Genomic DNA, 17,965 nt, shown 5'->3' with positions numbered 1-17,965 from the left:
TACGGGGCCGACCGGGAATGTGTCTGCCATGACCGTGCTGTACCGAAAGCAGCCAAAGGCAGGCAAAGCTGTAAGGACAGATGATGTTTGATATTCATCGTGTAGAAGTCGAGTGGGGCGGACGCCCGCTCGTCCTCGAAACGGGCAAGGTTGCCCGTCAGGCCGACGGCGCCGTCATGGCGACCTATGGCGAAACGAAGGTTCTGGCGACGGTTGTTTCCGCCAAGTCTCCGAAGCCGGGCCAGGATTTTTTCCCGCTCACCGTGAACTACCAGGAAAAGGCATTTGCCGCTGGTAAGATCCCGGGTGGCTACTTCAAGCGTGAAGGCCGTCCGTCGGAGCACGAGACGCTGACGTCCCGCCTGATCGACCGTCCGATCCGCCCGCTGTTCGCAGACGGCTACAAGAACGACACCCAGGTGGTCATCACCGTTCTGTCGCACGATCTGGAAAACGCTCCGGACATCCTGGCGATGGTGGCTTCTTCCGCTGCTCTGACCCTGTCGGGCGTTCCCTTCATGGGTCCGATCGGCGGCGCGCGCGTTGGCTACATCAACGGCGAATACGTGCTGAACCCGCTGGTCGACGACATGCCGGAATCCTCGCTGGATCTGGTTGTTGCCGGTACCAACGACGCCGTTCTGATGGTTGAATCCGAAGCCAAGGAACTGAACGAAGACATCATGCTCGGCGCTGTGATGTTCGGCCACAAGGGCTTCCAGCCGGTGATCGACGCGATCATCAAACTGGCTGAAACCGCTGCCAAGGAACCGCGCGAGCTGGTCCTGCCGGATCATTCCGAGCTGTTCGGCAAGGTCAAGGCTCTGGCCGAAGCCGAGCTTGTTGCCGCTTACAAGATCACGTCCAAGACCGACCGCAAGAACGCAGTCGACGCTGCCAAGGCGAAGGTCGTTGAAGCGCTGATCACCAACGCTGCCGAAGGCGAAGCCGTCGAAAGCACCGTTCTGGGCGAGCAGTTCAAGAAACTGGAAGCTGAAATCGTTCGTGGCGCGATCCTCGACACCGGCACCCGTATCGACGGACGTGACCTGTCGACCGTCCGTGCGATCTCTTCAGAAGTCGGCATTCTGCCGCGTGCGCACGGTTCCGCACTCTTCACCCGTGGTGAAACCCAGGGCCTGGTCGTTGCCACCCTCGGCACCGGCGAAGACGAGCAGTTCATCGATCTTCTGGAAGGCACCGTGAAGTCTCACTTCATGCTGCACTACAACTTCCCGCCTTACTCCGTCGGTGAAACCGGCCGCATGGGCTCCCCGGGACGCCGCGAAATCGGTCACGGCAAGCTGGCATGGCGTGCAATCAACCCGATGATGCCTCCGCATCACGAGTTCCCGTACACCGTCCGCGTCGTTTCCGAAGTCACCGAATCCAACGGGTCGTCTTCCATGGCAACCGTCTGCGGCACTTCGCTGTCGCTTATGGATGCCGGTGTTCCGCTGAAGGCACCGGTTGCCGGTATCGCCATGGGCCTGATCAAGGACGGCGACCGTTTTGCGGTTCTGTCCGACATCCTGGGCGATGAAGATCACCTCGGCGACATGGACTTCAAGGTCGCCGGTACCCAGGACGGTATCACCTCGCTGCAGATGGACATCAAGATCGACGGTATCACCGAAGAGATCATGAAGGTCGCTCTGGGTCAGGCCAAGGACGGCCGTATCCACATCCTCGGCGAAATGTCCAAGGCCATCACCGAGGCTCGTGCCGAGCTCGGCGAACATGCTCCGCGCATCGAAGTGATGAAGATCCCGGTCGACAAGATCCGTGAAGTCATCGGTTCGGGCGGCAAGGTCATCCGCGAAATCGTGGAAAAGACCGGCGCGAAGGTCAACATCGAAGACGACGGCACCGTCAAGATCGCATCTGCCGACGGCAAGGCGATCAAGGCCGCCGTCAACTGGATCAACTCCATCGCCGCTGAGCCGGAAGTGGGCATGATCTACGAAGGCACCGTCGTCAAATGTGTTGATTTCGGCGCATTCGTGAACTTCTTCGGTGCGAAGGACGGTCTGGTCCACATCTCCCAGCTGGCTCCGAAGAAAGTTGCCAAGGTCACCGACGTGATCAAGGAAGGCGACAAGGTCTGGGTCAAGCTCATGGGCTTCGACGAGCGCGGCAAGGTCCGTCTGTCCATGAAGGTTGTCGACCAGGAAACCGGCAAGGAAATCGAAAAGAAGGAAGAAGCTGAATAAGCTTCCGTCCGACTGACGCAAGATATGAAACGGGGACCGAAAGGTCCCCGTTTTTGTTTGTCTTGAAGCGCGAAAGACTGGTCAGCCGGCTCGGGCGGCAACTGAATCGACGCCGTTCATCTTGGCGAGATAGCGGTGGAAGTCGACGCCGGAAAGCGGGCGCGAGAAGCTGTACCCCTGGATGAGCGAGCAGCCGAAGGAATGGATCAGCTCACATTGTTCGTGCGTTTCGGCTCCCTCGCACACGACTTCGATATGCAGCGAGCCGGCCATTGAAATGATCGCCTGAACCAGTGCCTGGCCGTCCACATCCCGCTCCAGGCCCATGATGAAGGTCCGGTCGATCTTGAGCGTGTCGATCGGCAGGCGCTTCAGGTAGCTGAGCGACGAATAGCCGGTGCCGAAATCGTCCAGGGAGATCTTGATGCCGAGGTTGCTGATGGCTTCCAGAATTTCGACCGGGTTGACGCGCTGGTCGTCGAACATCACGCTTTCGGTGACTTCCAGCTGCAGGCGGGCCGGGTCCATGCCGGTCTCGTCGAGGATTTCTCTCAGCCGAGGCAGGAAATCTGCATCCCTGCACTGGCGCGGCGAGATGTTGACGCTGATCCCGTCGAGCTGCAGGCCGTTACGGTTGCAGGACTGGAAGAATTCGCAGGCCTCGCGCAGCACCTGTTCGCCAAGCGGCACGATGAGCCCACAGTCTTCGGCCACCTTGATGAATTCGGTCGGCGGGACGACGCCCAACTTGGGATCGGTCCAGCGGGCCAGGGTTTCGCAGCTCACCACGCGGTTCTTTTCATAGTCCACGATCGGCTGAAAATTCAGGTGCAGCTCACCCTTGTCGATGGCTTGCCGGAGGCAGATCTCGATCTGGCTTGCGCGGGCGGCCTGTTCATTCATGCGCGTGGCAAAGAACCGGTAACTGGCACCGCTATCGGCCTTGGCCTGCAGCATGCTGGTGTCGGCCTGCATCAGCAGCGCTTCCTCGTGTGTGCCGTCGTGCGGGCAGACGGTAATGCCGAGACTGCCGGCAAGCACGGCTTCATTGCCGTCTTCCAGTTCGATCGGGTCACCGATCGCCTTCAGAATGTCACGGGCGGTCTGTTCGATCTGCCAGCGATCTTCCGGGTTCGACAGGATAATGGCGAATTCGTCGCCGCCCATGCGGGCCACGGTCTGGTCCGGGCCAAGGGTCCTGGTCAGACGCGCGGCTACGGTTTCGATGACCTTGTCCCCTGCCTTGGGGCCATAGGTTTCGTTGACGGTCTTGAACCTGTCGAGGTCGAGGATCATCAGCGCCGTCAGGTCGCCCATATGTTTGCCGCGCTGGATGGCCTGGCGCAAACGGTCCATGAACAGGCGCCGGTTCGGCAGACCGGTCAGAATGTCGAAGTTGGCATTCTTGGTTGCCAGTTCCTCCTGCCGCTTGCGCTCGCTGATATCTGTGATGGTGGCGTAATAGGCGCGTTCCCCGCGCCATTCCGTCAACCGGACATGCTGCTCCAGCCAGATGGTCTCGCCATCCTTGCGGATGCCCTTGACCTCATAGGTGCGCGGAGCACCTTCGCCGTTTTCACGCATGTTGTAGTAGCTGCGCAGCCGGCTGTGCTCTTCCGGTGCATAGATCACCAATGTGGGGGACTCGACAAGCTGCTCGGGTTCACCGGGGGTGTAACCGCACATTTTCAGCAGGGCGTCGTTCACATAAAGGATGCGATGATTGGCATGAACCAGCACGCCGTGCATCGAGCCGTCGATCATGTCCTTGAACTGGGCATCGCGGTCACGAACGGATTCGAACGCTGCCTGGAACATGGTCGCCAGTTTGTTGAATTCGAAGATCAGCCCGGGTGGCGGTGGCGACACCACCCTGTCCTGACGGAGGCTCATCGCGTAGTTCAGCAGCCTGCCCAGGCCGGCCGTGGTGATGCGATTGACCAGAAGCGCGGCACCGATTGCCAGTATCGCGGTATAAAGCAGGAAAGGCGTGAACAGCTGGCTGTAGGTTTCCTCGACCTTTTGCAGGGTGTCCACGGGCTGCTTGATCACGGTCGCAAGCATGTGGCCGTCCAGGCCCTGCATCAGCGGAGCAAAAACGAAAAGGTTCTCTCCGTTCAGCGCGTAATTGACGTCGTCGGGTGTGGCGTAGAGCCGTTCGGGAAGCATTTCCGTGGTCAGGTCACCCATGCCCGCCACAACATCCTCATGGTGATAGAAGGCGATATCTTCCACCCGTAGCGCCTTGGCGAGGACACCCGGCAGGGAGAAGGAATCGGTGATAGTCGTCCCGCCATAAATCCTGCCGAGGACTCGGCCGGTATCGGGATCGAGAACCAGAACAGAGAGCGCTGCGGTGATCTGTATGGGATCGGAATCATGGTCCGCGTAAGTTACCCAGATGTCGGGCGGCATGGCCGCACGTATCTTCACCGGCAATTGGTGGCTCAGGTCGATCAGGCCGAGACTGCCGTTTACCCAGCCGTCTTCACCCGGACGATCGATCAGGAGAATGTCCAGAACCGCGCTGGTCATCCCTTCGGAAGCGCGTTCTATGATGACCTTGGCGGTCTCCCTGTCGTTGTCCACCAGTGCCTGCCGGATATCCGGATTGGCCGCGACCGCGCGGATCTGCGTTTCGAGTTTGTCCAGATGCTGGGTGAAGACGAGCCTTGCGAGCGTTGCCTTGGATTTCGCGCTGCGGGCAATTTCATGTTCGGCAATCGACAGGCTGCCAAGGTAGGTAATCCAGAAGAGTGCGATCGCCGTTCCCATGAGGCCAAACGCAAACAGAGCCATGACAAGGCGGCTGAAGGGAATGGAAAAACTGACCTTCAACGAAGCGCTCCTGAACCGGCGGGCATCATCTGACAGGATAATGGGACGTGACGGGAAGCAAGGCGGGGCGGGGTCCTTCTCGGTTGGAACAACAGGTTGTTGCTGGTCTTGCAAGTACAAGGCACCCGGCGGCGGGTGTGGACAGCTTCGGGAAAAGACAGCTTGTGACGAACCGATGCGTCCATAAGCACAGTATCATGAAACCTGGTCCTCGTTTTGCAATTGTAAGAAAAAACACTTGCAGACTCAAACGTAACTGCTCGAGGTTTACCTTTAGTGAATTGGAATGGTGAAGATGTTGCGACTTTATTGTCAATTTAACTTGCTATTCATTAATAATGTCGTGGTTGAATATAGTAATATTTGACAAGAGCCATTTCTATTGAGTGCAGCAGTCCCCTTGCATGATCGGGCGTTTGCCTCCCCCGGCGAAACTGGTATACCCCCATCGTGAAGTGAATTGGGGTCGATTGGCCTATTGAGGAAGACGGAGCCACTTGATGGGGCAGATGCGCTTGGTAGTCGTTGGAGCCGGTGGCCGAATGGGCCGGGCATTGACGCGGGCGGTCACGGAAACAACAGGTGCTACCGTCGTCGCGGCGATCGAACGCGAGGGCTCCGAGTTTCTTGGCAAGGATGTGGGCGACCTGGCTGGAACAGGTTCCTTGGGCGTTCCTGTCACCGACGATCCCTTGACCGCCTTTGCCGCCTCGGACGGTGTCCTGGATTTCACGGCGCCGGCGGCAAGTCTCTGGTTTGCCGAGCTGGCCGCGCAGGCTCGCATCGTCCATGTCATCGGCACCACCGGTTGGGCTGAAGGGCAGGACGAACCTCTGAAGGCGGCTGCCCGCCATGCCCGGATCGTCAAATCCGGAAACATGAGCCTGGGTGTCAATCTGCTGGCGAGCCTGGTGCGCAAGGCTGCCGCCGCGCTTGATGCGGATTTCGACATCGAGGTTCTGGAAATGCATCACAAGCACAAGGTGGATGCCCCCTCGGGCACGGCGCTGTTGCTTGGCGAAGCGGCTGCACAGGGCCGGGGCCTTGATCTGGCCGCCCATTCGGTCCGTTCGCGCGACGGTATCATGGACCCTCGCAAGACCGGCGACATAGGCTTTGCAACCCTGCGGGGCGGGTCGGTCATCGGGGAGCATTCAGTGATTTTTGCAGGTGAAGGCGAGCGCATCGAACTCACTCACCGAGCGGAAGACCGGCAACTGTTTGCCCGCGGGGCCGTCAAGGCGGCACTGTGGGGATTTGACCAGAAGCCCGGGTTTTATTCGATGGCCGATGTCCTCGGCCTGGATTCTTGAAGATACGCATTTAGCTTGAGGAGAATGGCATGGACCGCCTTCTTGTGCTTGTCCGTCACGGACAGAGCGACTGGAATTTGAAGAACCTGTTCACCGGCTGGAAAAACCCGGACCTGACCGAGCAGGGTGTGGCGGAGGCTCACAAGGCCGGTGAGCAGCTCAGGGATCTGAAGCTGTCCTTCGACGTTGCTTTCACCTCCGATCTGTCGCGTGCACAGAAGACGCTGGACATCATCCTGGAAGAACTGGGCCAGACCGGCCTTGAAACCTTCAAGGATCAGGCTCTCAACGAGCGTGACTACGGTGACATCACCGGCATGAACAAGGACGAAGCGCGCGAGAAATTCGGCGAAGAGCAGGTCCATATCTGGCGCCGCTCCTACGACATTCCGCCTCCGGGCGGTGAAAGCCTGAAGATGACCGCAGAGCGCGTTCTGCCTTACTACAAGTCGGAAATTCTGCCGCGCGTCCTGGCTGGCAGCCGCACGATCGTCGCCGCGCACGGCAACTCGCTGCGGTCGCTGATCATGGATCTGGAAGACCTTTCACCGGAAGAAATCCTGAAGCGCGAACTGGGCACCGGAACGCCGATCATCTATCGCCTCGATGAAAACGGCGGCGTGGTCAGCGTCCAGGATCTCGCCGACTGAGGCCAGTCCGCATTGCCGAAATTCATGTCCCGCTGCTTCCAGGAGGCAGCGGGACTTGTTTTTGAAAGGCAGCGCACCAGGTGCCTGCGTTGCCCGGGGCGTTATCGAATGGGCCTTTGAAGCGGGCATGTACCGTCTGCAATCCCCCGGCAATTTCTTTGCAAAAACAGTCCTGAATAATGATTTGCATTCAGTGTCTCTCCCATTTGAGGGAGGGCCGATCTGCCACGCCTCTATAGGCTTCCAGCCGTCGATCACGGTTGGAGCATTTTTCGATGGCCGAATGCACGAAAGTTTCTTCCCGCTTGCAGAAGCTGGTGCGCAGATCAGGAAAATCGGAACGTTCGCTATTTCAGGCAACTGCAGTTTTTCTGCTCGGCGCGGTTTCGGCGCAGGCCCAGACAAACCTGACAGCTGAAGAACAGGCCAGGCTGGCCGCAGCCGACAGCGGCCAGGCACCGACTGCCACCGCGATCGAACTTCCCTTCGAGGAGCCGTTTGACGGCAAGGATCTGGCCGGGCACTGGCAGCTCCTGAATGCTGACAAGGACTCCTTCGTTGTAGAGAACGGCATCTTGCTTGCGCTTACGAGTGGCGGCAAGAACAGTCTGCGAAATGCGGATACGAGCAACATCTTCGAGCTGCAAGGCGTGCCGCCTGAGGGAGACTTCGATCTTGATATCAAGGGCAAGCTCGATCCGAAAACCGGTTACGACGAAGTCTGGCTGGGACTTCGGGAAAGTCCGGACAATTTTATTGCAGCCCATCTTTATGTGCTCACCAAGGGGTGCGGTCCTGCACTGTTCCTGCGGACTGTCGCCAATCAGCCGGTAATGCCGGAAGGCGAGCCGGTTTTGACCGCCGCCAACCACAGCCTGTTTGACGGTCCCATCATCAAGTCCGTTTGCGACAAGGCCGGCCGGCCCCTCGGGGATCAGATCCTGTCGAACCTGTTTGCAGAAGGTTTTGAGCTGACCCTTTCCAGAAGAGGGTTGCGCTACCGGACCTCCCTGACATTGACCGTTCCGGACAGAGGGGCGCAAAAGCCCGCCGGTCTCGAGACCGTTCACACCAACTGGATTGCCCGCATGGCGCCTTTCGGCAAACCGGTTTTCCTGCTTGGCCAGGGCAGCCGCGCTGGCAGCGGTGAAACGCTGGCCGAGTTCGACCACTTCAGCATCCGCCGTCCGCAACAATGAGCCCGGAGTTTCCCATGACTACTCTTCCCTCTCGGGCGCGCGTACTGCGGCTCGTGGTTCCTTTCTCGCTCGCCCTTTGTGCAGCTTTACCTTCTCATGCTCAGCAAGGTGATGTCGCCGCCGCAGAGAACCTCGTGCGGCTGTTTTATGCCGAACATTCCAAGCGGTTCAACGACGGCGATACGCCGCTCCTGAACGACGCTCCGGCCGCAAAGGAGTTCCTCGTCGACGGCCTCGTGCAAGGGGAGCTTCAGGGGATTTTGCAATTCGACCCGGTCTATGATGCACAGGACGCGAGCATTTCCGATCTCAGCATTCAGCCCGATCCGGACGCACCCCTCTTGCAGGGCGCTGCCCGGATAAAGGTGACTTTTACCAACTTCGGAATGCCGATTCGGCACATCTACACGCTGATAACCGTGCCGGACGGATCCTGGCAGATCAACGACATCTATTCCGAAACAAACGACTGGTCGTTGTCTGATCTCCTGCAGTCCGCCGGTGTGGACATCAGATCGGATCCAGGTTCCGAGATCACGCTCAAGGGCAGTTCAGCGGCCGGGTCCACTGTTGGATCGGGGCAGACACAGGCTGCAAATGGCGGAGACGCCGTGGTACCCGGCATGGAGGAAGGAGACCTTCCCGGAAACGGCCTGTCCTCTGAAGGGAGCGACCTTCTGTTCGTTCTGGACGGTTCAGGCTCCATGTGGGGGCAGGTCGACGGTGTTGCCAAGATCACCACCGCGAAACAGGCGCTGACAGGTCTTGTCGGTGACCTGCCGGTTCAGACCAACGTCGGCCTCATGGCCTACGGACACCGCCGGGAGGGGGATTGCGGAGACACCGAGATCCTGTATCCGGTTTCCAACTTCGATATCGAACGTCTGAAGCCGGTTATCGACGCGATTACGCCTCGTGGAAAAACCCCCATCGCAGCCGCCCTGCAACAGGCGGCTTCCGCCATGCCCGCCTCCAATAGGCCGGCAAACGTGCTTCTGATTTCAGACGGGCTGGAAACCTGCGGTGGTGACCCATGCGCCGCGGCGAAGGCATTGGCCGAGCGCGGTATCAACACCCGCGTCCATGTGGTCGGGTTTGACCTGACGCAGGAGGAGAACCAGGCCCTTCAGTGCATCGCCGAAAATGGCGGCGGCAACTATTACGCCGCCAACAATGCCGAAAGCTTCACCGAGGCCGTCAAGCAGGCTGTCGCGGACGCAGGCAAGGCAGCGGAACCTCCCGCACCGGCGCCGGAGGCTGAAGAGGTCGTTCCGGCCAGCACCCTTGTGTTTGAGGAAACATTTGACGGCCCGGAGCTGGCAGCCAGCTGGCAGACACTGAATGGAACCGACAGGCTGACCAGGTTTACGGGAAGCGGCACCCTGTTTGTCTCCGCACTGGGGGGCGACACGATCTACGACAACAAGAACGCGCTGAACCGCCTCGTTCTTGACGAGCCGCTGCCTGACGGTGATTTCGACCTGAGTCTCAAGTTCAAGCTGCATGAACAAAGCGGTCATGAAAGCGTATCGTTGTCGCTGCTGGAGGATACGAACAACCAGATCGGCGCAATGGCCTGGATCTGGACGAAAGGTTGCGGTTCTTATCTGAACCTGTCCTTGACCCGCCTCTCCGGAGATCCCGAAGGCAAGCCTGAAGTATCGCGTTTCGATGTCAATCTGTTCAGCAAGCAGATCGTCAAGACCGTGTGCGACAAGGCGGGCAGAGCTTATGGCAACAAGGTTCTGGAATCGCTTGCGACCGATGGTGCACTGCTGCGCCTGAAACGGCGAGGACGTGCGCTCTCCGCTGCCATCGAACTGGAACTGCCCGCTGCTGACGGTCAGGAGGGCGGTCCTTACGTCCTCGAGACAGATCCGGTTACCGTACTGCGCCTTGCCGGCAAGCCGAGCGTGCTCGCCGGTCAATGGAACAAGGCAAAGTCGCAAGAGAGCCATTTCGAATTCGACAGGTTTGCAATCGAACTGGTTTCTCAATGAGGATTCGTCCTCGCCGTGCTTGTCTGGCCTTCGTAATCCCCTGGTTCCTGTCGGAAGCTGTCTTCGCGCAGGGTCCAGGCGTCCAGGCTCCAGGTGTCGAAGACCTCGCTTGTGCGGCGGGGTATGGCTGCCAAGGTGTTTCATCTTCGCAATGCGACGTCCTGGCGATGCTGGGCTTGATGACGACGGGAGAGGCCCGGGACCTGTTCGCCCAGGCATATCCCGCACGGTTTACGCAGGTGGCAAGAAACGCAGACTTGCCACCGTCCGAATGCCTGCAGGCTGCCGGTTCCGGTATAGGCACCGGCGCATCGCCGAATGGCAGCGGTGCGCAAGCCTTGCCCGACTTCGCAAGTCTCGACGGGTTTTCCGTATCACCTTGCCCGGGCAATGTGTCTCTCGATCCGATCTTCGTGCAGGGGCAACCGGACATCCGGGTGCTCGCCTGTTTCAAGGGAGCGGACAATCGCTATAGCGAATGCGGCAAGGCACCCGCCCGTGCCTATTGTCTGAAATTCGGTCAGCCGGACGTTGCCTGTTTCGGCGACATCAAGCTCGTTGGCAAGGCCGCCACTGTCGACGCCTATTGCGAAACCGGCGAGTGTCCCGCTTTTGGTTTCATTGTCTGCAAATAAGCGTCATCCGGTGCCGGAACCGCATCGATGCTCACCCAAATGGGAGAGGCTCCAGCCGGATCGCAACGTCAGTCTTGTGTCATCGACATGTCTCGCCAACAAGACCGGAGACTGAAAATGCGGAAGATTTGGATGATACTTTTTCTGGCACTGGGGACGAGTTTCCTGCTGCCAACCTTTTCGGCGCAAGCCAAGACGATCTGCACGATCCAGGCGGAGAGCGCTTTCAGCAAGGGTCACAAGACCCGTGCCGGTGCCGAGGCAAGAGCCTGGGTAAACTGGCAAGGCAAGATGAGGAACAGCCATGGCCGCCGGTTTGCCGTTTCCATGGCCCGGGTGACAAAAGGATATCCCAAGTTTGATGGCACCCGGTTTAACCACAGGGTGGTGGTTCGCGCTCAGGGTTGCTACGTCAAAGGCGTTTCCTGCCTCACCGGCACGGGGATCACCCCTTCGTGCGAGTGCCAGAGCGACCGTCGCGCCGCCTTGAAGCAGGGATGTTCCGTCTACGCTGCTGGCAGGTGACAGGCGGTACGAAAACTTCCCGAATGGAATGCGTGCGGACGGTCTATTTCAACCAGCCGACAGGCCCGGCCATCAGCCGGGCCACAAGCTCCGACTGACTGTGCACGCCGATCTTCTGGAAACTCTTTTTGAGATGCCCGCGTGCCGTGCTGACCAGAATTCCCTGGTTGTCGGCAATCTGGTCCAGCGATCGTCCTTCGGCGATTTCTAGGGCAATCTCCGCTTCCTTGCCGGTCAGGCCATAGGCCAGTTCGATCAGGGTCTTTCGGGTTTCGGAGGTGTCTTCGCCGGTCTGCACCCTCAACAATAACAAGCTGGCAGGCCCGTGCCTTTGAAGGCTGGTCTGTTTGAGGGCGGCAGGAAAAAACTGAAAGCCGACAGGCTTGCCCTCATGGACAATCAGTCTTTCCCCGTTCTGGCGAGAAATGACTGCCGCTTCGTTTTCTGCCAGCAGCGACTTTACCCGCGCCTTCGCGGTTTCTTGAATTTGACAAGCGTCGTCCTGCGGCAACAGGCCCGAGAGCGATGTTTCGAAGGCGCCGTTGCAATGCAGGAGGTCGTTTTGCCTGTCCAGCAGGGCAACACCGATCTGCAGCCGCTCGATCACGCTTTCCAGGAGAACGCCGAGCGTCGCGCTCATCATGACCTGCTTGTTCAGGTTGAACGCCCGTTCCCAGTGCGGCATCAGCCGGCTGATGCGCTCGTGCAGTTCCTCCTCGTTTACGTTCCCGGAGAGTTCTGCCTCATGGATCATCCGGTAGATGATTTCCGTCCATCGGCTGTCGTCGTCGATGGCGTTGTAACAGAGCTCGACAAGTTCATCCGGCTCCAGCTGCCGTGCGCCGGTTTCGCTGATCCGGTTGAGGATGTCCGAGGCAAGCTCTTCCACGCCGACTTCCCTGATATCGGCCTCAGGGCGTCTGTTTTTCTGGACCCAGTCCAGGATCCGTCGGCTGATCGAGAATTTGTCCTCTTCCAGGAACAGCGCCGACCGGGCTCCGTCGACACGTTCGGAGGCAACGTCCTCGATGCCTATCCGCGACAGGAAGCGCTGGATGGGCGGCAGGAAACCGCCGTCGCGGAGCATTGCATCTTCGCCGCCGAAGACGACAAGGCACCGCGTGCCCGGTTTCATCTGAGCGTCACGCGGCCACGACCACGCACTGAGCATGCCTTCGAAAATCTGCTTCCAATATGCGGGTGTCGGTGTCGGCCAACCATGCGGGTCTTCCAGGACCTGCTGAATGACGCGGTGATCCGTACTCATGACATCGGCAAGGTGCCTGCGATCCTTCAGGTGTGCGCCAAGGAAGGAATAGAGATGGTGCAGGGTCTGTTCGTCGGGGGTATCCGCCCCTTTCAGGCGGATTCGAACCTCGGCAAAAGTCTTGCCGAAAAGGGCCAGCGTCTTCTGGTTGGGCGGCGGCGAGATGAACACGATGTGCCGGGCAAGGTCCGGCCAGGTCTTCATGACTTCCAGCGTCAGCAGGGCGGTGATATTGGGAACGACGATCAACCGGTCCTGCCAGGGCGTGTCCTCAAAGCTTCTCTCCAGCAGGTGCCGCATGTCTTCTACAGCCGATTTCCAGCCGTCTCGCGGATCCAGATGCCCGGCAACCGAGGTCTTGTCGAAACTCTTGCCGTGTCCCCGGATATCACCGGAGTGGACGTCCCAGCCGGAGGCGCGGAACCCGGCCGCGAATGGCTGCAGCATTCCTGAATGCGTTGGTTGGCTGTGGCCCAGGAAAACGGTTCTTTTTCCCGAATAGAGACGGCGCGTCACGTTGACGGGCCAATGACGGTAATAAAGAGAAGGCCCGTCAGGTCTCGGTAGGTATTTTGCTTCCATGCGCAGATCTCGTCTCAGAACCACATCTGCCCAATGTGTCAAAAGTCCCCTTGCAGACGCCCGCCGCGAGACTGCAGCAGAAAGCCGCCGTTGCAAATCTATGAAAATCCATAGGGTCTGGCTGCAAAAGCGGCGTTTCATGCCGAGTGCCCCTATTCGACGGTATTCTTGAGAGAGAACTTTGCGGCCTCGAACTCGGTCAGCAGGTCGACGAGATGTGCATCGACCCGGTCCGGATGCGCGTTGGCACCGACAAGCTTGTCCTGTGCCAGAAAGAACAGGACATCGTCATCAACCACGAAGCCGACGGTATGATACCGCTCAAGCAGATCGAGCAGGGTGGTCTGAGTAGCAGGTGTCAGGATGCTGAGAACGGCAAGGTCTGCATCCGCTCCGGCATCGTTTGAACAGGAAACATGGAATGCCTCGTTGAAGGCGATGGACTCCGTCTTGATGTCCCGATCCAGAGGGCCCTTGTGGAAGAGGTTCTCCGGTCGCACTGCGGCCCGGACGCCTGTCTTGCGGCCAAGTTTATAAGCTCCCAGGAGGGAGTAGAACACGCCGAAGCCCCCTCTGCCGCCACGGGCGTCACGCCTCAGGGCAGGATTCGCCGCAAGGCCGGCTTCCATTTCCATGGCACCGATTGCGACCCAGAACGGCAATCCGTCGTTGCTGCTTGTGCCCCAGAATTCGCCATCGAATTGGGCACCGACAAAGGATCCGACCTGAAGCCTGGTCAGTTCCGGGACGCGGTCTTCCACGGCAAGCGCCCTTTCGGATTTGACCAGGCGCGTTCGGCGATCCGCGCCGTCCGATGTCATGACGGTGCCGAATTCGCGCACGCGCTCCATGAGCTTGCCGGTGTAGCTCCAGCCTTTCCTGTGTGCGAGTTCGACCCGGCGCTTCAGCTGTCGACCGTCCCTGTTTTCAAGCTCCCCCGCCAGAAACATGAGCGCGAACATCACGGTCGTGACCGCAACAGGCACAAACGGAAAGCCGTCCGTCCAGAAGCCCTGCACCATGGTCCACAAAAGGGCAAGGATCGCCCCTATCGGCAGCATGCGCCGGAACGGAGCCGGCAGAACAACACCTGATCGGATGTCGGAGACGTCGGGAGTCTCCACGGAGATTTCACCCTTGATCGGGTCCCAGTGCGTGACGCGCCCACTCATGACGGCGCTCTTGTCAGGTCGATTGGCGGTGCGGCTTCAGCGGATTTCAACTGGTCTGCATCGAGTGCGAAAAACGCTGCCCGCTCGAAGCCGAGGAGCGAGCCGACCCAACACGAAGGGATGGCATCAAGCAGCGTGTTGTAGCGATCCACATTGCCGTTATAGAGCCGGCGCGCGGCACTGATCTGGTCCTCGGTTTCCTCCAGCTGTTTTTGCAGTTGAAGGATGTTTTCCGTCGAAGTCACATCAGGATGATGTTCCGTGTATCCAAGGAAGGTACTCAGCCCCGCGGTCAGGTCGCCTTCGGCCCGTTCGATGTCTTCCAGGCTGCCCTGCCGGACCGCAATCGCCTTCTCCCGCACGTCCAGAAGACGGTCGAAGACATGGTTTTCCTGACGGATGGCGGAGCGGACCGCACTCACCAGCCCGGGAACAAGGTCATGCCGCCGCTTGAGTTGAACCTGAATGCCCGAACGCCCGTTCGTAACGGCATTTCTGGCCGCTGCCAGGCGATTCTGCAGGTAGACGAACCCGCCAAGGCTCATGATCAGTAGGATGAAAAGCGTCGTCATGCATGTCTCCGGAAAACCCATGTCCGGAAGACAACAGAACAGTTGGGGTGGTACGCGCCCTCTCCCATTTAAGGGAGCTTGAACACGTGAAAGGCACAGGACACCTTTCCCACACTCCTGACTAAGGGGAAATCAGCCCGTTGAGCAGCGCGATGGCAATTGCCTGTTCGCGGGTCGCGGCGCGAAGTTTTGTGCGGGCGTTCTTGAGATGAAGTTCGACGGTAACCGGCCTGAGGCCGAGCTTGTCTGCAATCTGCTTGCTGCGCAGGCCTTGCGCGACCCAAAGGAGGCATTCCTTTTCCCTCGGGCTCAGCGCGATGTCCCTGTGCTCGTTTTCCAGCGCGGCCTGCAGGCGCTGGTGCGCAAAGAAGGCTGTCAGGCGGAGCAGGTCGGCATGTTCTGAAAATATCTTCTCGATTTCGTGGCGCGGCAGGCTTGATCCGAGGTTCCAGCCACCAGCTCCACCAGGGCCCGCTTGCCGCACGATACAGGACATGCCGGCACGCATGCCGGTTTCTCCAGCTTCCTGAATGAGTTGGCGCTGGGCATTGCACAGATACGGGTAGTCCGAAAGATAGTCGATGCCTGTCCCCATAGGAGTAGTCGAGGTGCAGCAATAGGCAAAGAAGGGGTCGATCCGCTCATAGGCGGCGGCGCGGTAATGAGAGGTCCAGCTTTCCGGAAAGGTGGTGAACATCGACAGACCGGCCATCGTGCGGTCGATGTAAATGAGCTTGTCGAAGCCAAAGGATTCGAAGAATTGCGCACTGGCTGTCCAGGCACTGTCGGAAGAAATTCCTTCAGGCAATTTCTCGATCAAACTGGGCGGCACTGCGTCTGTCCAAGCATAAACTATGGTTTTCCATATATTGGAGATCATAGGGTGCCGGGTTACATCGGACAACGGTTAGAGTTCACGGGGATTTTTACCTGACCAGGGCCCGTCGGACGGAAAACGTTTTTGAGGGGCCGCTTCTGACGTGACAGGTACGGGATCACAGACAATCGTCCTTGGAACGCTTCTGTTGGGACCGCTGGTTTACGCCTTCTGGCGCAGCCGCAAGGGGACGCGAGCCGACTACATTTTCAACTCGGGTCGCACGGGGTTGCTGGCTACCGTTGCCGGTATCATCTGCGGCAATATCGGCATCGGTACATTCGTTGCCCTGGTGCTGTTTTCCGCGGCAAGCCCGGTCATTGGCCTGTCGCTCGCGCTGGCCTATGGCACCGGGTTGCTGATGTGTGCCCTTGTCGCTCCGGGTGTGCACAGACTGTCGCAAAAATACGGGGTGAGGGGACTGATCGACCTCATCGTGGTCACTCACAAGGTGCGGCACCCGATCCTGATATGGGTGCCGGTTGCCTTTGTCTTTCTTCTGCGGGCCTCGGTACAATTGATTGCCCTGGCCGTTGTCCTGACGGCTGTCCTTCCAATTCCGCCGCTTGCGGCAGTCGTGCTCGCAACATTCGTTGCAGGGGCCTATACGGCGATTGGCGGCTACAGGGTGGCAACGGAAACCGACATTCCGCAGGCCGTGGTCATTCTCGTCGGCATTGCGATCCTCGGGATGTGGAACATGGAAGCGCCAACGCGGGAGCTCGTGTTTTTCGACCTCGGTCCCTACCGCTTTCCGATCCTGATCGGCATCTGGCTGTTCATACCGGCAAGCGCTGTTCTGGCCGTCGACAACTGGCAGCGGATGGCGACCGCACGGGAGCCGTTGGTCGCCCGGCGCGCATTCCTGCTCGGAGCCCCGATATGCCTTGCGGGATACCTCATTATCGTCTGGCTCGGGCTGCACAGCATGCCTGGCGGGGACGTGATGCAGATCCTGCACACGTCGGTGCCGCAGACCTGGATATGGCTTGTCGACCTGATGCTCATCGCCGTGGTGATGTCGACGATGGACACGTTCGTGATGCCGCTGATGGCCGGTCTGGAGCGGACAGACCTGTCGCTGGGGAGATTGCAGCTGATCGTTGCCGCGCTGTTCACGTTGCTCGGTCTTTCAGCGGCCTTGTTCGCGGATGTCCTGAACTCGATCATTTCCGCCTTCAGTTCGCTGGCGGTGTTCTTGCCGGTTGTCTGGGCGTCGGTTCGCGGCCGGCGCGTAAGCGCGCCGGCGGCAATCGTGTCCCTGAACGTCGGGATCGCGGTCACCGTGCTGCTGACAACGGTGGACCTGAATTCCGCGGCGTTGGTCGGCTGTCTTCTGTCCTGGTTGCTGTATGAGGCAGTGTCACGCTTTGCCCCGGGCCAGTCCCTGGCGCTTCGAAAGGTTGCTGAAAGAGACGCGAAAGCTTGATGCTTCGCCGCCTAAGTATCTTCGGTTTCCGCTCAAGCTCTCCCATATGGGACATTTGCAGTCTGCAAGGATCGCCTACTCCTTCCAGAGTTTCGGCTCAAAGGAGACAATCTGATGAAATACGCCTACGCTCTTGCAGCTGGCCTTCTGCTGGGTCTGCCGGCAGAAATTGCGACAGCACAGTCGCGCTCCAATGAGGGAGTGACAGGTCAACCACAGGCCTGTCCGTTCAACCATCCTGTTGGTTGCTTCATCAAGACCGGTTCCAAGGGGCCGGTGAAGTCCGTTTACTTCTTCAACGACTACAAGCAAAACCGGTGCGGGGTTCATACGCAGGTTTGCCCGGAGGGGCGCAAGTGCTTCACGCGCACGGAGAAACTGAGCCTGAACACAGCGACGGGAGAATTCTATTCAAGCCGGATCAATGGAGCGGTCACCGTGACGAACAGTTACGGGTTCTCGACCAAGACGATTGGGGCCGGCTACCCCGCCTTCATGCGGGCGAAGGTCAAATATGTCGGGAAAAACGGCAAGGCGAGAACCAGCACATTGTCCTTCAAGGCGTCGTCTGAAGGGTGCTGACGAGCGTTCATGGTTCGTCGCAATCAGCTCCTGCCAGCTTGAAGGCCAAGGTCCTGTTTTTCAAGGAGCGCTTGTTGTCCCGAAAGGTCACCTCCCTGCGCAAAAGCGCAG

Annotated in this window: 15 protein-coding genes; 10 read left to right on the top strand and 5 right to left on the bottom strand. The window is 59.2% G+C overall.

Going from position 1 to position 17,965, the window contains the following annotated elements; translation table 11 throughout:
• The first annotated feature begins 83 nt into the window (after nucleotides 1–83).
• Nucleotides 84–2,213 (top strand): polyribonucleotide nucleotidyltransferase, encoded by a 2,130-nt coding sequence (gene pnp, locus FIU93_RS03850; RefSeq protein WP_031268705.1) that lies wholly within the window; start codon nucleotides 84–86, stop codon nucleotides 2,211–2,213.
• Nucleotides 2,214–2,294: 81 nt separating this feature from the next.
• Here the strand turns inward: pnp and FIU93_RS03845 are convergent, their stop codons facing one another.
• Nucleotides 2,295–5,051 carry an EAL domain-containing protein gene (locus FIU93_RS03845; protein ID WP_152504870.1) on the bottom strand — a complete coding sequence of 919 codons (2,757 nt, stop codon included), beginning with the start codon at nucleotides 5,049–5,051 and terminating at the stop codon, nucleotides 2,295–2,297.
• A 500-nt stretch (nucleotides 5,052–5,551) separates the two neighbouring features.
• On the opposite strand from FIU93_RS03845, the gene dapB reads away from it, so the two are divergent.
• From dapB to FIU93_RS03815, 7 genes are all read left to right on the top strand, one after another.
• On the top strand, nucleotides 5,552–6,364 hold the full coding sequence (gene dapB, locus FIU93_RS03840; RefSeq protein WP_200863749.1) for a 4-hydroxy-tetrahydrodipicolinate reductase: 813 nt from the start codon (nucleotides 5,552–5,554) through the stop codon (nucleotides 6,362–6,364).
• A 29-nt stretch (nucleotides 6,365–6,393) separates the two neighbouring features.
• Nucleotides 6,394–7,014: a 2,3-bisphosphoglycerate-dependent phosphoglycerate mutase gene (locus tag FIU93_RS03835; protein WP_022999102.1), complete on the top strand. Its 621-nt coding sequence runs from the start codon at nucleotides 6,394–6,396 to the stop codon at nucleotides 7,012–7,014.
• 55 nt (nucleotides 7,015–7,069) lie between these two features.
• Nucleotides 7,070–7,432, top strand: a complete 363-nt coding sequence (locus tag FIU93_RS31305) for a hypothetical protein (protein WP_173017267.1) — start codon at nucleotides 7,070–7,072, stop codon at nucleotides 7,430–7,432.
• Nucleotides 7,332–8,213, top strand: coding sequence for a hypothetical protein (locus FIU93_RS03830; RefSeq protein ID WP_173017266.1), 882 nt, complete (start codon nucleotides 7,332–7,334; stop codon nucleotides 8,211–8,213). Before FIU93_RS31305 ends, FIU93_RS03830 begins: the two co-directional genes overlap by 101 nt.
• Before the next feature lie 14 nt (nucleotides 8,214–8,227).
• A complete protein-coding gene (locus tag FIU93_RS03825) occupies nucleotides 8,228–10,213 on the top strand; it encodes a VWA domain-containing protein (RefSeq protein WP_173017265.1) in 1,986 nt (661 codons plus the stop codon).
• The gene (locus FIU93_RS03820; RefSeq protein WP_152504867.1) at nucleotides 10,210–10,848 is read left to right on the top strand and encodes a hypothetical protein; all 639 of its coding nucleotides are present in this window, start codon (nucleotides 10,210–10,212) and stop codon (nucleotides 10,846–10,848) included. Before FIU93_RS03825 ends, FIU93_RS03820 begins: the two co-directional genes overlap by 4 nt.
• Before the next feature lie 132 nt (nucleotides 10,849–10,980).
• Nucleotides 10,981–11,373 (top strand): hypothetical protein, encoded by a 393-nt coding sequence (locus tag FIU93_RS03815; protein ID WP_022999097.1) that lies wholly within the window; start codon nucleotides 10,981–10,983, stop codon nucleotides 11,371–11,373.
• A 43-nt stretch (nucleotides 11,374–11,416) separates the two neighbouring features.
• On the opposite strand, the gene FIU93_RS03810 is transcribed toward FIU93_RS03815, so the two are convergent.
• The 4 genes from FIU93_RS03810 to FIU93_RS03795 all read right to left on the bottom strand — a co-directional run bounded on the left by FIU93_RS03810 (nucleotide 11,417) and on the right by FIU93_RS03795 (nucleotide 15,798).
• Nucleotides 11,417–13,222: an alpha/beta hydrolase gene (locus FIU93_RS03810; RefSeq protein ID WP_173017264.1), complete on the bottom strand. Its 1,806-nt coding sequence runs from the start codon at nucleotides 13,220–13,222 to the stop codon at nucleotides 11,417–11,419.
• A gap of 152 nt (nucleotides 13,223–13,374) precedes the next feature.
• A complete protein-coding gene (locus FIU93_RS03805) occupies nucleotides 13,375–14,394 on the bottom strand; it encodes a hypothetical protein (RefSeq protein WP_152504865.1) in 1,020 nt (339 codons plus the stop codon).
• Nucleotides 14,391–14,966, bottom strand: a complete 576-nt coding sequence (locus FIU93_RS03800; protein ID WP_173017263.1) for a LemA family protein — start codon at nucleotides 14,964–14,966, stop codon at nucleotides 14,391–14,393. The genes FIU93_RS03805 and FIU93_RS03800 overlap by 4 nt, the downstream gene beginning before the upstream one ends.
• A 121-nt stretch (nucleotides 14,967–15,087) precedes the next feature.
• Nucleotides 15,088–15,798, bottom strand: a complete 711-nt coding sequence (locus tag FIU93_RS03795) for a LuxR family transcriptional regulator (protein ID WP_173017262.1) — start codon at nucleotides 15,796–15,798, stop codon at nucleotides 15,088–15,090.
• A 148-nt stretch (nucleotides 15,799–15,946) separates the two neighbouring features.
• Between FIU93_RS03795 and FIU93_RS03790 the strand changes: the two genes are divergently transcribed.
• Entirely contained in the window at nucleotides 15,947–17,272 is a 1,326-nt protein-coding gene (locus FIU93_RS03790; RefSeq protein WP_152504862.1) for a hypothetical protein, read from the top strand.
• A 114-nt stretch (nucleotides 17,273–17,386) separates the two neighbouring features.
• Nucleotides 17,387–17,854, top strand: coding sequence for a hypothetical protein (locus FIU93_RS03785; protein ID WP_152504861.1), 468 nt, complete (start codon nucleotides 17,387–17,389; stop codon nucleotides 17,852–17,854).
• Nucleotides 17,855–17,965 lie beyond the last annotated feature (111 nt).

Source organism: Labrenzia sp. THAF35 (genome assembly GCF_009363595.1).
Taxonomy (GTDB): Bacteria; Pseudomonadota; Alphaproteobacteria; order Rhizobiales; family Stappiaceae; genus Roseibium; species Roseibium algicola.
Note: the sequence above shows the minus strand (reverse complement) of the source record. Positions and strands in the feature narration are given on the sequence as shown.

Excerpts from the sequence above, each read along its gene's own strand:
- FIU93_RS03815 (WP_022999097.1), top strand. The coding sequence starts at position 10,981 with ATGATACTTTTTCTGGCACTGGGGACGAGTTTCCTGCTGCCAACCTTT.
- FIU93_RS03825 (WP_173017265.1), top strand. The coding sequence starts at position 8,228 with ATGACTACTCTTCCCTCTCGGGCGCGCGTACTGCGGCTCGTGGTTCCT.
- FIU93_RS03810 (WP_173017264.1), bottom strand. The coding sequence starts at position 13,222 with ATGGAAGCAAAATACCTACCGAGACCTGACGGGCCTTCTCTTTATTAC.
- FIU93_RS03805 (WP_152504865.1), bottom strand. The coding sequence starts at position 14,394 with ATGAGTGGGCGCGTCACGCACTGGGACCCGATCAAGGGTGAAATCTCC.
- FIU93_RS03785 (WP_152504861.1), top strand. The coding sequence starts at position 17,387 with ATGAAATACGCCTACGCTCTTGCAGCTGGCCTTCTGCTGGGTCTGCCG.
- dapB (WP_200863749.1), top strand. The coding sequence starts at position 5,552 with ATGGGGCAGATGCGCTTGGTAGTCGTTGGAGCCGGTGGCCGAATGGGC.
- FIU93_RS03800 (WP_173017263.1), bottom strand. The coding sequence starts at position 14,966 with ATGACGACGCTTTTCATCCTACTGATCATGAGCCTTGGCGGGTTCGTC.
- FIU93_RS03835 (WP_022999102.1), top strand. The coding sequence starts at position 6,394 with ATGGACCGCCTTCTTGTGCTTGTCCGTCACGGACAGAGCGACTGGAAT.
- pnp (WP_031268705.1), top strand. The coding sequence starts at position 84 with ATGTTTGATATTCATCGTGTAGAAGTCGAGTGGGGCGGACGCCCGCTC.
- FIU93_RS03820 (WP_152504867.1), top strand. The coding sequence starts at position 10,210 with ATGAGGATTCGTCCTCGCCGTGCTTGTCTGGCCTTCGTAATCCCCTGG.